Source organism: Streptomyces sp. NPDC022910, assembly GCF_055561075.1.
Genome location: NZ_JBVHHL010000053.1, coordinates 1 through 13,830, shown reverse-complemented (window position 1 = coordinate 13,830; position 13,830 = coordinate 1). Strand labels below are relative to the sequence as shown.

Annotated in this window: 14 protein-coding genes and 1 pseudogene; 7 read left to right on the top strand and 8 right to left on the bottom strand. The window is 69.6% G+C overall.

From position 1 onward, the window contains the following. Nucleotides 1-2: 2 nt before the first annotated feature. Nucleotides 3-659: a helix-turn-helix domain-containing protein gene (locus ACZ3TS_RS33475; protein WP_467625403.1), complete on the bottom strand. Its 657-nt coding sequence runs from the start codon at nucleotides 657-659 to the stop codon at nucleotides 3-5. Between the two features lie 221 nt (nucleotides 660-880). On the opposite strand from ACZ3TS_RS33475, the gene ACZ3TS_RS33470 reads away from it, so the two are divergent. Then, nucleotides 881-1,540 (top strand): MmyB family transcriptional regulator, encoded by a 660-nt coding sequence (locus ACZ3TS_RS33470; protein ID WP_467625401.1) that lies wholly within the window; start codon nucleotides 881-883, stop codon nucleotides 1,538-1,540. A gap of 113 nt (nucleotides 1,541-1,653) precedes the next feature. Here ACZ3TS_RS33470 and ACZ3TS_RS33465 read toward each other — a convergent pair whose 3' ends face one another. Together ACZ3TS_RS33465 and ACZ3TS_RS33460 are read right to left on the bottom strand one after the other, a co-directional pair. Next, nucleotides 1,654-2,409 carry a cache domain-containing protein gene (locus ACZ3TS_RS33465; protein WP_467625398.1) on the bottom strand — a complete coding sequence of 252 codons (756 nt, stop codon included), beginning with the start codon at nucleotides 2,407-2,409 and terminating at the stop codon, nucleotides 1,654-1,656. Between the two features lie 39 nt (nucleotides 2,410-2,448). Then, nucleotides 2,449-3,186 (bottom strand): FadR/GntR family transcriptional regulator, encoded by a 738-nt coding sequence (locus tag ACZ3TS_RS33460; RefSeq protein WP_467625395.1) that lies wholly within the window; start codon nucleotides 3,184-3,186, stop codon nucleotides 2,449-2,451. Nucleotides 3,187-3,299: 113 nt separating this feature from the next. Between ACZ3TS_RS33460 and ACZ3TS_RS33455 the strand changes: the two genes are divergently transcribed. The 4 genes from ACZ3TS_RS33455 (at nucleotide 3,300) to ACZ3TS_RS33440 (ending at nucleotide 7,423) form a co-directional block, all read left to right on the top strand. Beyond that, nucleotides 3,300-4,337: an ABC transporter ATP-binding protein gene (locus ACZ3TS_RS33455; protein WP_467625392.1), complete on the top strand. Its 1,038-nt coding sequence runs from the start codon at nucleotides 3,300-3,302 to the stop codon at nucleotides 4,335-4,337. Between the two features lie 197 nt (nucleotides 4,338-4,534). Further along, nucleotides 4,535-5,692: an ABC transporter substrate-binding protein gene (locus ACZ3TS_RS33450; protein ID WP_467625462.1), complete on the top strand. Its 1,158-nt coding sequence runs from the start codon at nucleotides 4,535-4,537 to the stop codon at nucleotides 5,690-5,692. 9 nt (nucleotides 5,693-5,701) lie between these two features. Next, nucleotides 5,702-6,592 (top strand): ABC transporter permease, encoded by an 891-nt coding sequence (locus ACZ3TS_RS33445; RefSeq protein ID WP_467625390.1) that lies wholly within the window; start codon nucleotides 5,702-5,704, stop codon nucleotides 6,590-6,592. A gap of 15 nt (nucleotides 6,593-6,607) precedes the next feature. After that, entirely contained in the window at nucleotides 6,608-7,423 is an 816-nt protein-coding gene (locus tag ACZ3TS_RS33440; RefSeq protein WP_467625387.1) for an ABC transporter permease, read from the top strand. A gap of 68 nt (nucleotides 7,424-7,491) precedes the next feature. Here ACZ3TS_RS33440 and ACZ3TS_RS33435 read toward each other — a convergent pair whose 3' ends face one another. Further along, nucleotides 7,492-7,788, bottom strand: coding sequence for a hypothetical protein (locus tag ACZ3TS_RS33435; RefSeq protein ID WP_467625385.1), 297 nt, complete (start codon nucleotides 7,786-7,788; stop codon nucleotides 7,492-7,494). Between the two features lie 203 nt (nucleotides 7,789-7,991). Between ACZ3TS_RS33435 and ACZ3TS_RS33430 the strand changes: the two genes are divergently transcribed. Next, nucleotides 7,992-8,990: a LacI family DNA-binding transcriptional regulator gene (locus ACZ3TS_RS33430; protein WP_467625382.1), complete on the top strand. Its 999-nt coding sequence runs from the start codon at nucleotides 7,992-7,994 to the stop codon at nucleotides 8,988-8,990. Between the two features lie 225 nt (nucleotides 8,991-9,215). Next, nucleotides 9,216-11,393, top strand: coding sequence for a discoidin domain-containing protein (locus tag ACZ3TS_RS33425; protein WP_467625380.1), 2,178 nt, complete (start codon nucleotides 9,216-9,218; stop codon nucleotides 11,391-11,393). On the opposite strand, the gene ACZ3TS_RS33420 is transcribed toward ACZ3TS_RS33425, so the two are convergent. From ACZ3TS_RS33420 to ACZ3TS_RS33405, 4 genes and pseudogenes are all read right to left on the bottom strand, one after another. Continuing rightward, a complete protein-coding gene (locus ACZ3TS_RS33420) occupies nucleotides 11,362-12,222 on the bottom strand; it encodes an ABC transporter ATP-binding protein (RefSeq protein ID WP_467625377.1) in 861 nt (286 codons plus the stop codon). The two genes, ACZ3TS_RS33425 and ACZ3TS_RS33420, sit on opposite strands and share 32 nt — an antisense overlap. 127 nt (nucleotides 12,223-12,349) lie before the next feature. After that, nucleotides 12,350-13,285 carry a PDR/VanB family oxidoreductase gene (locus ACZ3TS_RS33415; RefSeq protein ID WP_467625375.1) on the bottom strand — a complete coding sequence of 312 codons (936 nt, stop codon included), beginning with the start codon at nucleotides 13,283-13,285 and terminating at the stop codon, nucleotides 12,350-12,352. Continuing rightward, nucleotides 13,282-13,452 (bottom strand): hypothetical protein, encoded by a 171-nt coding sequence (locus ACZ3TS_RS33410; protein ID WP_467625372.1) that lies wholly within the window; start codon nucleotides 13,450-13,452, stop codon nucleotides 13,282-13,284. The genes ACZ3TS_RS33415 and ACZ3TS_RS33410 overlap by 4 nt, the downstream gene beginning before the upstream one ends. Further along, nucleotides 13,449-13,736: pseudogene (locus ACZ3TS_RS33405) on the bottom strand (aromatic ring-hydroxylating dioxygenase subunit alpha); the annotation flags it as partial. The pseudogene ACZ3TS_RS33405 and the gene ACZ3TS_RS33410, both read right to left, overlap by 4 nt. Nucleotides 13,737-13,830 lie beyond the last annotated feature (94 nt).

The following is a 13,830-nucleotide window of genomic DNA, read 5'->3' as shown; positions in this document are numbered from 1 at the left end:
GATCAGGACTCGGGCCGCTTGACGCTCTCGAGGAGCATGTCCAGCCACTCCGCGACCTTGTCGCGGTGCTGGTCGGTGGGCAGCTGGGCCGCCCGCCAGGCGATACCGCGGACGCCGTGGTCCTGCAGCAGCCGCTCCAGCGGGTCCTCGGCGGCGTCGGCCGCCTCGCGCTCGCGGTCGGCGAGCCGTTGGAGGAGCTCCTGCTCCGAGCGCTGGAGGGCGTTCGCGAGTGCCTCGGGGTCCTCGGCCGTGAGGAATCCGGCGTGCACCTTGAAGAAGCGCTGAATGGCGTCGCAGTGCTCCATGGTGGGGCGGCGGTCGCCATTGATGAGGGCACCCGCCTGCTGGCGCGACATGCCCGCGCCGTCGGCGATCTCCTGCTGGGTGTACTTGCGTCCGTTGGGCTTGAGCCGGGTGCGGCGCAGCAGGTCGAATCGCTGCAGGAAGCGCGCCTGGAGATCAGGCTCTCCCGCGGGCATGCCGCTCAGCAGGGCCTTCACCACCGGCTCCGGGACGCCGGACTCGACCGACAGGCGCGAGACGTCGAAGATCACCTCGTGCGGCGTGCCCAGCCGGTCGGCGAGGGCGGTGACACGGGCCACGACGGCCGGCAGCAGACCCGTCGCCGTGGCGCCCGGAACCTCGAAGCCATCCGTCACCGACAGGTCTCCTACGTCTCTCTCACATCGTTCTCATGGTTGTCCGGAACCATCCGGAGGTTAGCCGTTTTCTCGAACTCACATCCAGGTCTCGCCACAACTGTGGCGAGATTCGGCCGTCAACCGACGCCAAATGCCACGATAGTTGACACGGCTCGATCCGGGGCAGCAGGATCGGGGCGCCGCGTGAAGGCCGCAAGGGCAAGAGGGGTGACCTCCCGATGGCGTTTCAGGCAGGAGGGCAGCGGTCGCAGCCGCGGCCCGTCCCCGAGAGTCCGCAAGTACGGGCGTATCTGCAGGACTACGCCACGCTGCTGGAAGCCGTCCCCTTCCCGTCCGTCGTCTTCGACCACCGCTGGGACGTCGTCCTCGCCAACACCGCCTTCGAGACGCTCTTCCGCTCGGTCGCACCGCATCCGACGGCCATGCCGGGCGACAACTTCCTGCGGTTCGTGCTGTTCCACCCGGACGCGGGAACGATCCTCGGCGAGCACGAGTCGAGCTGGTGCCTGCCGATGCTGGCGCACTTCGCCGCGGCGGTGGAGCGGCACGCCCACGACCACGGACTGCAGTCCATCCGCCGGGACATCGCCCAGGACCCGATCATGGATGCCGCCTACCGGCAGGGCCTGCCGCACTGGATCCGCGCGGTCGGGACGGCCGCCGTGGAGCACGACGGGGCCGTGCGTCCGCTGCTGCACCCCGACCCGCGCTGGGGTACCGACTGCCGGGTGGTGGGGGAGACCCCCAAGACGCTTCAGGACATGGGGTACTCGCGGCTCACCCTGGTGCTGCGTGAGGCGCGCCGCCCGTCGCCCGCCCCGCGCCGTGCCCGGCGTACGGCGGGCCACCTCAGCGTGGTGCCCGCGTCCCGGGACTGAGACCTCTCCGGAGCCCCGGTCCCGTCGGCGTTCAGGTCGCCGACGGCGCCGGGGCTCACCCTTGTCGCCCGGGATCTCAGCTGACGACGCCTGCCGGGATGTGCCCTGGGACCTCAGCCGCCGACGACGAGTACGAGCGGAACACCGTCGCACGGAATCAGCCGCAGGCCCCGCCGGTCGACCGGCCCGCCCCGCTCCAGCACGGCCGCGAAGTCCGGCCCCTTGGTGAGCGAACCGGCCAGATGCGCCGGGTCGGCCGACGCCGCCACCCGCCCGCGCGCGTTGACCAGGTGGGCCGGCTCGGGCAGACCGCGCAGCAGCGGCAGCACGGCGGCTTCGAAGTGCCGCAGATACACGTCGGCGGCGGCCACGCCCGCGAACCGTCCCGCCATCTGCACGGGCGCCGACAGCGTGAGGCTGTACTCGTCGGAGCAGAGGTAGTCCACGTAGGGGCCCGCCACCGCGCGTCGTCCGGTGTCGCGGGGCAGCGCGAACCAGTCCCAGTGCGTGTAGTCGGAGTACGCCGAGTGCGCCGGATCGAGGTCGAGCAGCAGCGGTCGTACGTCGCCGTCCGAGCCGGTCTGCCACCACTCCAGCCACGCCGGTACGTCGCTCAGCAACCCGGGGGCGGCCACGAACCCCACACCGGACACCAACTCCTGCCGTGCGAGCCGCGCATGAAGTCCCGGGCGCAGCCGGGCCAGGTCCACGGTCGCGGGCTGCCGGCCCTGATCGGCCACCCGTGCGAGCAGCGCGGTCGTGTCGGCGCGGGTCTCCGTGACGGCGTCGAAGACCGCCTCAAGGGCGGAGCGGACCCGCGCCGTGACGACGGCCTCGGGCAGGGCGACCAGACCGGGGCTCCTGCTCATCGGCGCCCTCCCGCGCACATGGAACCGGAAGCCGGCGCGTTACAGGGCGAGGCGCAGCGCGATGAGGCGTGCCGTCGATTCCTGGACGCACCGCTCGGCCAGCTCCCTGGCCGAATCGTGGGCCCCATCCTGCACGGCGGAGATTACGGAGCGATGACGGTCCGCCACCTCTTCGCGATAGGCGTCGTCTCCGAGGACCAGACACAGCAGCGCCCCGATCTCCGTCTGCAGCGCCACCTGCTCCCGGGTGAGCCGGGCGGACTGCGCGGCGGCCGCCAGCTCCACATGGAACCGGCCGTACACCCGGCTGCGCGCCGCCGCGTCCCCGGCCGCCGCGAACTGGTCCAGGGTGCGGCGCAGTTGCTGGAGGTCGTCCGGTTCGGTGCGCTGGGCGGCGAGCCGGGCGGCGGCACCGGAGACGGCCGCCCAGTGGTCGCCCAGGTCGCGCAGCTCCTCCGTGCTCCAGCCGGCCAGCCGCGCCTTGATCCGCTCCTCGGCCGGGTCGGCGGGCAGCGAGACGAAGCTGCCGCCGCCGCGCCCTCGCCGGGTGGTGACGAGACCCTGCTGGCGCAGCGCCATGAGCGCCTCCCGCAGGGTCACAGTGGACACGCCGAGCTGACCCGCCAGCTCGCTCTCGCCCGGAAGCTGCTCCCCGTCGGCGAGCAGTCCGAGCTCGATGGCGTCTCCGAGCCGGCGGACGACCGTCTCGACGCGTGCCCGGGTGTCCACCGGTGTGAACACGGCTCTCCGGGCTCCGCCGCCTTTGTTGTGCTTCACGGCCACCACCTTGTGCGTTGACTCAACCTTTACCTAAAAGGGGTCTTGAGCTTTGAACTATGACTTCATATCTTTTCATCCAACGTAAGAGTGCACCAGAAAGGTTCCCGTCCATGGAGGGAAGCGCCATCCGGCTGCAGGGGCTGCGGAAGGAGTTCGGTGGCACCACCGCCGTGGCCGGGGTCGACCTGCAGATAGCCGACGGGGAGTTCTTCTCGATGCTCGGCCCGTCCGGCTCCGGCAAGACGACCGTCCTGCGCATGATCGCGGGCTTCGAGAGCCCCACCTGCGGAACCGTCGAGCTGGCCGGCCAGGAGGTCACCGGACTCGCGCCCTTCGAACGCGACGTGCACACCGTCTTCCAGGACTACGCGCTCTTCCCGCACATGACGGTCGAACAGAACGTCACTTACGGCCTCAAGGTCCGCAGGGTGCCCAAGGTCGAACGGCTCGACCGGGCCCGCAAGGCCCTCGCCGACGTACGCCTCGACGGCTTCGGCAAGCGGCGGCCGAGCCAGCTCTCCGGCGGTCAGCGGCAACGGGTCGCACTCGCCCGCGCCCTCGTCGGCCGCCCCCGCGTGCTGCTGCTCGACGAGCCGCTCGGCGCCCTCGACCTCAAGCTGCGCGAGCAGATGCAGGTCGAACTCAAGGCGCTCCAGCGGGAGGTCGGCATCACGTTCGTGTTCGTCACCCACGACCAGGAGGAGGCCCTGACCATGAGCGACCGCATCGCCGTCTTCAACCAGGGCCGCATCGAACAGGTCGGCACCCCCGCCGAGATCTACGAGCGCCCCGCGACCGCGTTCGTCGCATCCTTCGTGGGCACCTCGAACCTGCTTCAGGGCGGGGCGGCCGAGCAGGTCGTCGGCACCGCGGGCACGTACAGCATCAGGCCCGAGAAGATCCGGGTCCTCAAGGAGTCCGCCATCGCGGACGAGCCGGAGCACTCCACCGCCACCGGCACCGTCGCCGAAGTGGTCTATCTGGGAGACGCCACCCGTTTCCTCGTGGATCTCGACGCGGGCGGCCGCCTCACCGCGCTCCAGCAGAACCTGGAGACCTCCTCCGAGGACGTCGCCGCCTTCCGTGGCAGCCGGGTGCGCCTCGAGTGGCACCGCCGCCATGCCGTCCAGGTCCCCGACGCCCGCTGACCCCCACGCCAGGCCCACCCTCACATATGGAGAATGTCGTGCGTCTCACCCCAACGCTCAAGGCTCCTTCTGTTTCGTCCGCCTCCCGGGCGCCTCGGCCGGTGACGAGAGCACGATCGTGCTCAGCCCTTCGGGCCTCCGCGCTCCCCCACTCTCGGCTCCGGCGCGCCTCTGCGGCTCTCGCCGCCGCCGTCGCGGTGCTGCTCGCGGCCACCGCCTGTGGCTCGTCCGGCTCGGGCGGCTCGTCCTCGTCCGCGGGCCTCAACCCGCCGGACATGAAGGCGCAGTCGAAGCTCGGCAAGACCGAGGGACAGGTCAACCTCATCGCCTGGGCCGGTTATGTCGAGGACGGCTCCAACGACCCCAAGGTCGACTGGGTCAGCGACTTCGAGAAGCAAACAGGCTGTCAGGTCCACTCCAAGGTCGCGGCGAGCTCCGACGAGATGGTCAAGCTGATGAAGACCGGCGAGTACGACGCCGTCTCCGCCTCCGGCGACGCCTCCCTGCGCCTCATAGCCTCCGGTGACGCGGCCCCCGTCAACACCGATCTCGTGCCGAACTACAAGGACGTCTTCAGCGATCTGAAGCTGCAGGCGTGGAACTCCGTCAAGGGCAAGGCGTACGGCATCCCGCACGGCCGCGGCGCCAACCTGCTCATGTACAACACGGAGAAGGTCAAGCCCGCGCCGACCTCCTGGTCCGCGGTCTTCGACGACGCCTCGAAGTACAAGGGCCACGTCACCGCGTACGACTCGCCGATCTACATCGCCGACGCGGCGCTCTACCTGAAGGCCACCAAGCCCGAGCTGAAGATCAAGGACCCGTACGCGCTCGACCAGAAGCAGTTCGACGCGGCGGTCGCCCTGCTGAAGAAGCAGAACGCGGACGTCGGCGAGTACTGGAGCGACTACCTCAAGGAGATCTCCGCCTTCAAGAGCGGCGACTCCGTCGTCGGCACCACCTGGCAGGTCATCGCCAACCTCGCGCAGAGCGAGGGCGCCAAGGTGAAGGCCTTCGTGCCCAAGGAGGGTTCGACCGGCTGGTCCGACACCTGGATGCTCTCGTCCAAGGCCAAGCACCCCAACTGCGCCTACAAGTGGATGGACTGGATCATCTCGCCGAAGGCCAACGCCCAGGTCGCCGAGTACTTCGGTGAGGCCCCGGCCAACGCCGAGGCGTGCGACCAGACCAGCGACAAGAACTTCTGCACCACCTACCACGCGGCCGACACGGCCTACTGGAAGAACATCGCCTTCTGGAACACGCCCATCGAGCAGTGCCTCGACGGCCGTACGGACGTCAAGTGCGTGCCGTACGCCAAGTGGGTCCAGGCCTGGACCGAGATCAAGGGCTGAGGCACGACGATGACCGCCACCCTGCCTGCCGCCGGACGGACCCCCGTCCGGCGGCTCGCCGGGCTGCTGCACCGCCGCCGGCGGCTGCGGCTGTCCCTGCTGCTGACCGCCCCCCTGCTGTGGCTCGCCGTGCTGTATCTCGGCTCGCTCGGCATCCTGTTCGCCTCCGCGTTCTGGACGACGGACTCCTTCACCTCCGAGGTGGTGAAGGTCTGGTCGACGGACAACTTCCACGCGCTGCTCACCACACCTGTCTTCCGCCAGGTGATCCTGCGGAGCATCGGCGTGGCCCTCGCGGTCACCGCCCTGTGCGCGGTGATCGCCTTCCCGCTCGCCTTCTACACCGCGCGGATCGCCCGGCCCCGGTGGCGCCCGCTGCTGGTGGTCGCGATCCTCACCCCGCTGTGGGCGAGCTACCTGGTCAAGGTGTACGCGTGGCGGCTGATCCTGTCCGAGGGCGGGCTCGCCGACTGGATGCTGAAGCCGTTCGGCCTGAGCGGCCCGGGCTTCGGCCTCCCGGCGACGGTCATCACGCTCACGTACCTGTGGCTGCCGTACATGATCCTGCCGATCCACACGGCGCTGGAGCAGCTGCCCACGGGCCTCCTGGACGCCTCCGCGGACCTCGGGGCGCGGCCCGGCCGTACCTTCCGCTCGGTCGTGCTGCCCATGGTGCTGCCGTCCGTCGCCGCCGGCTCCGTGTTCACCTTCTCGCTCAGCCTCGGCGACTACATCACCGTGCAGATCGTCGGCGGCAAGACCCAGCTGATCGGCAACCTGGTCTACTCCAACATCGAACTCAACCTGCCCATGGCTGCGGCGCTGGGCACGGTTCCGGTGGTGGTCATCGTGCTGTACCTGCTGGCGATGCGCCGAACGGGCGCGCTCAGCAGCCTCTAGAAGAGGTCCCTCGACATGCAACTGTCCCGCTCCGCGCGCATCGCGCTGCGCATCGCCGCCGGGCTCGGCTTCGCGGTGATCTACGTCCCGCTCGCGCTCGTCCTGGTCAACTCCTTCAACCCCGACCGCAGCGCGAGCTGGCCACCGCCCGGCTGGACCTTCCACTGGTGGTCGGTGGCCTGGGAGAACGCGGGGGCCCGCAGTGCTCTGTGGGTCTCGGTGAAGGCGGGCCTAGGCGCCACGGCGATCGCGCTGGTGCTCGGCACGCTGATCGCGTTCGCGGTGGCCCGGCACCGCTTCTTCGGACGTGACGCCATCTCCTTCGTGGTCGTCCTGCCGATCGCACTGCCCGGCATCGTCACCGGCATCGCGCTCAACTCGGCGTTCGGCACGGTCCTTCAGCCGCTCGGGGTCGGCCTCGGCCTGTTCACCGTGATCGTCGGACACGCCACGTTCTGCATCGTCGTCGTGTTCAACAACGTGGTGGCCCGACTGCGCCGCACCTCGGGCACCTACGAGGAGGCGGCGATGGACCTGGGTGCCGACACGTTCCGGGCCTTCGTCGACGTCACGTTCCCGCTGGTGCGCTCGGCGCTGTTCGCGGGCGCGCTGCTCGCCTTCGCGCTGTCCTTCGACGAGATCGTGGTGACGACGTTCACGGCCGGGCCCGGCATCGAGACCCTGCCCATCTGGATCTTCAACAACATGACGCGGCCTCAGCAGGCCCCGGTCGTCAACGTGGTTGCGGCGGTGCTCGTCCTGCTGTCGGTGATCCCGATCTACATCGCCCAGCGGCTGTCGGCGGACACGGCGACGGAGAGCAGGATCTGACGGTCCGTCGGCGGTGCGCCCGCTGCCGGAGGCGCCCGCCGCTCGGCAAGCGGGACCACTCTGCCGCTCTAGCCCCGAGGCACGGCAAGCTCACGGCCCCGGTAGAAGGTGTCCTCCTCCTGCAGCACATAGGGTGCCATGGCATCGCGTCGGCGTGCCTCGTCGTCGGAGGACCGCCAGGCGTCACAGGACTTCTGCGAGTCCCAGAAGGACACACCCATGATCTCCTGCCCGTCCTCGGACCAGTAGGCGAAGGCGCGGCTCATCCCGTCGGGGTGCGTGTCCGGACGCCAGGCCCTCTCGAATTCCTCCAAAGCGCCCGGCTTGATGCGGCGCGTGGTGATCCAGACGTACTGCTCCTCCATCCTGGCCTCCTTCGATGCGACCGCCCGATGAAGGTCTCTGCCACCACCGTAGGAGCCGAGAGCGGGTTCCGCCTGCGATGGCCGCCACTGCAGCTGCCTCGACAGTCCGGCAACCAGGGAACTCCGGGGCCCAGGGGCCGCCGAGCATCGACCGCCGGGCCATTACGCAAGCATCTTGCATTTCTTGCGCTACTCTTGCGCGCATGACGCGACGACTTGCTGAAGTGGCGAAGAAGGTCGGGGTCAGCGAGGCCACGGTCAGCCGGGTGCTCAACGGCAAGCCCGGAGTCTCCGAAGCCACCCGGCAGGCGGTGCTCTCCGCCCTCGACGTCCTCGGTTACGAGCGGCCCACACAGCTGCGCGGCGAGCGGGCGCGCCTTGTGGGGCTCGTCCTCCCGGAGCTGCAGAACCCGATCTTCCCGGCCTTCGCCGAGGTGATCGGCGGTGCGCTCGCGCAGCTCGGACTGACCCCGGTGCTGTGCACCCAGACCAAGGGCGGCGTCTCCGAGGCGGACTATGTGGCGCTGCTGTTGCAACAGCAGGTCTCCGGCGTCGTCTTCGCCGGCGGCCTGTACGCGCAGGCCGACGCGCCGCACGACCACTACCGGCAGCTGGCGGACCGCAACATCCCGGTGGTGCTCGTCAACGCGGCCATCGAGCACCTCGGCTTCCCGGGCGTCTCCTGCGACGACGCCGTGGCGGTCGAGCAGGCCTGGCGGCACCTCGCCTCCCTCGGCCACGAACGGATCGGGCTGGTGCTCGGACCCGGCGACCACATGCCTTCGGCTCGCAAACTCGCGGCGGCGCGGGCGATCGCCGGGGAGCTGCCGGACGAGTTCGTCGCCCGGGCCATCTTCTCGATCGAGGGCGGTCACGCGGCGGCGTCCAAGCTCATCGACCGAGGGGTCACCGGGTTCATCTGCGCCAGCGACCCGCTCGCGCTGGGGGTGGTTCGGGCCGCCCGCCGCAGGGGACTTCACGTCCCGTCGCAGATATCGGTCGTGGGCTACGACGACTCGGCGCTGATGAACTGCACGGAACCGCCCCTCACTACCGTCCGGCAGCCCATCGAGTCGATGGGGAAAGCCGCCGTCGAGTTGCTCAACGCCCAGCTCGTCGGCAGCTCCGTACCCGCCGACGAGCTGCTGTTCGAGCCCGAACTGGTGGTCCGGGAGTCGACCGCGCAAGCGCCTCGTCTCTGAGTCCACTCTGCTGTCAAATAATTTCGGATCCTGCGCGACATCTTGCGTGTCACCGTAGTCGGTGCTTGAGTGTGCGGCGCCCACCGCTCCTGCCCAAAGGGGTCCACCGCGGCCCCCTGGACGACCGGGGTCACCTGCCGCAGGACACGGCGGCCTGGCTGCGCGCCTGAGTCCGCCTCCCCGCACCGCGCTATCCCCGTACCCCCACCACGAAGGGATCAGCACATGCACGGTCACACCACCAGATCTGTCAGGCGTATGCCAGCAATCGGGGCGGTCGTCGCCCTCGCCGCCGGCATGCTCGTCACCCTCGGCGCACCCGCCGCCCACGCCGCGGGCGCCACCCTGCCCTTCACCTCGGTCGAGGCCGAGTCCGCCACCTCCACCGGTACCAGGATCGGCCCGGACTACACCCAGGGCGCCCTCGCCTCCGAGGCCTCCGGACGGCAGGCCGTACGACTGAACGGGGGCCAGCGCGTCGAGTTCACCGTGCCGCGCGCGGCCAACGCGGTGAACGTCGCCTACAGCGTCCCCGACGGCCAGTCCGGCACGCTGAACGTGTACGTCAACGGCACCAGGCTGTCGAAGACCCTGGCGGTCACCTCCAAGTACTCGTACGTCGACACCGGTTGGATCCCCGGCTCGAAGACCCACCACTTCTACGACAACGCCCGGCTGTTGCTCGGGCAGAACGTCCAGGCGGGCGACAAGATCGCCTTCGAGTCGACGGGTACGCAGGTCACGGTCGATGTCGCCGACTTCGAGCAGGTCGCGGCGACCGCCTCCCAGCCGGCCGGATCGGTCTCCGTCACCTCCAAGGGCGCCGACCCCAGCGGCCAGGGCGACTCCACCCAGGCGTTCCGGGACGCCATCGCCGCCGCCCAAGGGGGAGTGGTCTGGATCCCGCCGGGCGACTACCGGCTCACGTCGTCGCTCAGCGGAGTGCAGAACGTGACCCTCCAGGGAGCCGGCAGCTGGTACTCCGTCCTGCACACCTCCCGCTTCATCGACCAGTCCGGCTCCTCGGGCAACGTCCACATCAAGGACTTCGCGGTCATCGGCGAGGTCACCGAGCGGGTCGACTCCAGCCCCGACAACTTCGTCAACGGCTCACTCGGGCCGAACTCGAGCGTCTCCGGCATGTGGATCCAGCACCTCAAGGTCGGCCTCTGGCTGACCGGCAACAACGACAACCTGATCGTCGAGAACAACCGCATCCTCGACACCACCGCCGACGGACTCAACCTCAACGGCAACGCCAAGGGCGTCCGCGTCCGCAACAACTTCCTCCGCAACCAGGGCGACGACTCGCTCGCCATGTGGTCGCTGTACTCGCCGGACACCAACAGCAGCTTCGAGAACAACACCATCTCGCAGCCCAACCTCGCCAACGGCATCGCGATCTACGGCGGCACCGACCTCGCGGTCAGGAACAACCTGATCTCCGACACCAACGCGCTCGGCAGCGGTATCGCCATCTCCAACCAGAAGTTCCTCGACCCCTTCTCCCCACTGGCCGGCACGATCACGGTCGACGGCAACACGCTCGTCCGTACGGGTGCCATGAACCCGAACTGGAACCACCCCATGAGCGCGCTGCGCGTCGACTCCTACGACAGCGCCATCAACGCCACCGTCAACATCACCAACACGACGATCACCGACAGTCCTTACAGCGCTTTCGAGTTCGTCTCCGGCGGCGGGCAGGGCTATCCGGTCAGGAACGTCACCGTGGACAGCGCGACCGTGCGCAACACCGGCACGGTGGTCGTGCAGGCCGAGGCCCAGGGCGCCGCCACCTTCCGCAACGTGACCGCCACCGGCGTGGGTTCAGCGGGCATCTACAACTGCCCCTACCCTTCCGGCTCCGGCGCCTTCACGCTCACCGACGGCGGCGGCAACTCCGGCTGGAACAGCACCTGGTCGGACTGCTCGACCTGGCCACAGCCAGGGCAGGGCAACCCGCCTCCGGACCCGAATCGCAACCTCGCCAAGGGGCAGCCCGCCACCGCGACCGGCTCGCAGGACGTCTACACCCCCGGCAAGGCGGTCGACGGGGACGCGAACAGCTACTGGGAGTCCACCAACAACGCCTTCCCGCAGTCCTGGACGGTGGACCTGGGATCGACGCAGGCCGTCCGCCGCCTGGTGCTGAAGCTGCCGCCGTCCTCCGCCTGGGGCGCGCGCACCCAGACCATCACGGTGCTGGGCAGCACCGACGGCGGGAACTACTCGACGGTGGTCGGCTCGCAGGGCTACCGCTTCGACCCGGCGACCGGCAACACGGTCACCGTCGCCCTGCCCGGCAGCACCAGCCTGCGCTATCTGAGGCTGACCGTCAGCGCCAACACCGGCTGGCCTGCAGGCCAGTTCAGCGAGGTGGAGGCGTACCCGACTTCATGACCGCCGTGGCCCCGCGCTTCGCCGCCTGGATCTGCTCGTACACATGGGTCCGCAACTCGGCGAAGCGCGGGGCCACCCGGGTGTGCAACTGGTCGCGCTCCTTCGGGAGGTCGACCGTCAGCTGCTCCTGGACGACGGTGGGGGAGGCGGACAGGACCACGACCCGTTCGCCCAAGTAGACGGCCTCGTAGATGTCGTGCGTCACGAACAGGACCGTGATCCCCCGCTCCCTCCACAGCCCTCGCACGAGGTCCTCCAGATCGGCGCGTGTCGGCGCGTCGACCGCCGCGAACGGCTCGTCCATCAGCAGCACAGGGGGCTCGTACGCCAGCGCGCGGGCGATCGCCACCCGCTGCTGCATACCGCCGGACAACTGCCACGGATACGCGCCGGCCGCGTCCGCGAGACCGACCGACGCCAGCGCGTCCGCGACCAGTTCGCGGCGTCGCGCCCTGCTCAGACCCTTCTGCGTCAGCGGGAGTCCGACGTTCTCGCCGACCCGCATCACGTTGTTGGTCTGGGCGATCATCAGCGAAATCACGTTCGAGAACCCGAACTGGAACTGGCCGCTGACCACGCCCGGCACGATCGCCGCGTCGCCCTGAGCGGTCGTCAGGGACAGCTTGAGTCCGTGCTTGGCGTAGATGCCCTTCCGCTGACCCAGGTAGACGGGCACGACATCGACGACGGGGATGACCCCGACCTCGACCGTGGTGGTCCCGCCGGACGACGAGCTCTTGTTGGTTGTGCCGGACCCGCCGGACGAGCCACAGGCCGTCACGGTGACGAGGAAGGCTTCGGCCGTGAGGCCGGCGAGCAGACGACGCATGGCTCTCCCTGTGCAGACGACGGTGTTGCGACAGGCAGCGCGGTGGTGCTCGGATGCGCTCAGCGGGACGGTAGAGCCGGCCGTCCGACGGGGTCAGTGGTTTGGCTGACGATGTTGATAGTTATCGTCACAGGTCGAGCACGAGCCGCTTGCCCCGGCATCGGGACACGCAGATCATCATCGTCTCTCCGGCCGCCCGCTCCTCATCGGTGAGCACCGAGTCCCGGTGGTCCGGTGTGCCCTCGAGCACATCCGTCTCGCAGGTGCCGCAGGTGCCCTCGGTGCAGGAGTAGAGCACCTCGACACCGGCAGCGCGCACGGTGTCCAGGACGGAGACGTCCGGCGCGACGGTGAGGGTACGGCCGCTGAGCGCCAGCTCGACCTCGAACTCGGTGTTCTCGCCGTTCTCCTGCTCCCTGGGCTGGAAGCGCTCCACGTGCAGCGCACCGGACGGGCAGCGCTCCTCCACCGCGTCCAGGAGCGGGCCGGGACCGCAGCAGTAGACGAGCGTGCCGTCGGGGACGTCGTCGAGCACCGGGGCGAGGTCCAGCAGCCCGCTCTCGTCCTGCGGGGCGACGGTGACCCGGTCCCCGTACCGCGTCAACTCCTCGGTGAACGCCATGGAGTTGCGGGTCCGACCGCCGTACAGCAGCGTCCAGTCGGCGCCCGCCGCCTCGGCCGCGGCGAGCATCGGCAGGATGGGGGTGATGCCGATGCCGCCGGCGACGAAGCGGTAGCGGGGCGAGGAGTGCAGAGCGAAATGGTTGCGCGGCCCTCGCACCCGGACCTTGTCGCCCTGGCGCACCTGTTCGTGCACACGGGCCGATCCACCGCGCCCGTCGGGCTCGCGGAGAACGGCGATCCGCCACGCCTGCCGGTCGGCGGGGTCGCCGCACAGCGAGTACTGCCGCTCCAGGCCGGCCCCGAGCACGACGTCGATGTGGGCGCCCGGCTCCCAGGCCGGGAGCTGGTCGCCCAGCGGGTGCCGCAGCATGAGGGCAAGCACGCCGTCGGCCACCGACTCCCGGCGGTCGACGACGAGTTCGGCTTCGTACGCGGTCATGAAGTGGTTCCTTGCAGCTGGTGCCCATCGGGGTGGGCGAGCATCCACTCCCACATCTGAACCGGGTCCTGCGCGGAGTGCTCGGCACCGCAGTGGCAGGTGCCGTGCAGGACGTCCGTGCCCGGAAGCCAGTCGATGCGGTAGATCTCGCCGGTCGGGCCGGTCACTGGACCTTCTCCATCGGCTTGTCGCCCTCCTCGACCAGGCGGGCGAGGATACGGCGGGCGGCGAGGCCGCCGGTGTCGATGTTGATGCTCAGCTCCTGGTAGCCGGCCCGCTCGGTGCCGAGCGTCCTCTGTAGCAGGTTGAGCGCGTCGACGTCCTGCATGACGACCGTGTGGTTGAAGTCCCGCAGGAACGTGGTGACCTCGTCGTCGTCCTTGGCGAAGTCCCGGGAGACCGCCCAGAAGTCGTACACCTTGCCGTCCGTGGACGGGGTGATCGCATAGGTGAAGTTCCCCCCTGATCTTGGACAGCGGATGCTTACGCTGCGGGGGTGAAGTCTTGCTGCAGCCTGGCTCGGGTTTCGAGTGGGGTGAGGTACC

Bases quoted from the DNA above. Each gene is read 5' to 3' on its own strand.
- ACZ3TS_RS33470 (WP_467625401.1), top strand. From the start codon at position 881: ATGGCGTTTCAGGCAGGAGGGCAGCGGTCGCAGCCGCGGCCCGTCCCC.
- ACZ3TS_RS33465 (WP_467625398.1), bottom strand. From the start codon at position 2,409: ATGAGCAGGAGCCCCGGTCTGGTCGCCCTGCCCGAGGCCGTCGTCACG.
- ACZ3TS_RS33455 (WP_467625392.1), top strand. From the start codon at position 3,300: ATGGAGGGAAGCGCCATCCGGCTGCAGGGGCTGCGGAAGGAGTTCGGT.
- ACZ3TS_RS33445 (WP_467625390.1), top strand. From the start codon at position 5,702: ATGACCGCCACCCTGCCTGCCGCCGGACGGACCCCCGTCCGGCGGCTC.
- ACZ3TS_RS33440 (WP_467625387.1), top strand. From the start codon at position 6,608: ATGCAACTGTCCCGCTCCGCGCGCATCGCGCTGCGCATCGCCGCCGGG.
- ACZ3TS_RS33435 (WP_467625385.1), bottom strand. From the start codon at position 7,788: ATGGAGGAGCAGTACGTCTGGATCACCACGCGCCGCATCAAGCCGGGC.
- ACZ3TS_RS33430 (WP_467625382.1), top strand. From the start codon at position 7,992: ATGACGCGACGACTTGCTGAAGTGGCGAAGAAGGTCGGGGTCAGCGAG.
- ACZ3TS_RS33425 (WP_467625380.1), top strand. From the start codon at position 9,216: ATGCACGGTCACACCACCAGATCTGTCAGGCGTATGCCAGCAATCGGG.
- ACZ3TS_RS33420 (WP_467625377.1), bottom strand. From the start codon at position 12,222: ATGCGTCGTCTGCTCGCCGGCCTCACGGCCGAAGCCTTCCTCGTCACC.
- ACZ3TS_RS33415 (WP_467625375.1), bottom strand. From the start codon at position 13,285: ATGACCGCGTACGAAGCCGAACTCGTCGTCGACCGCCGGGAGTCGGTG.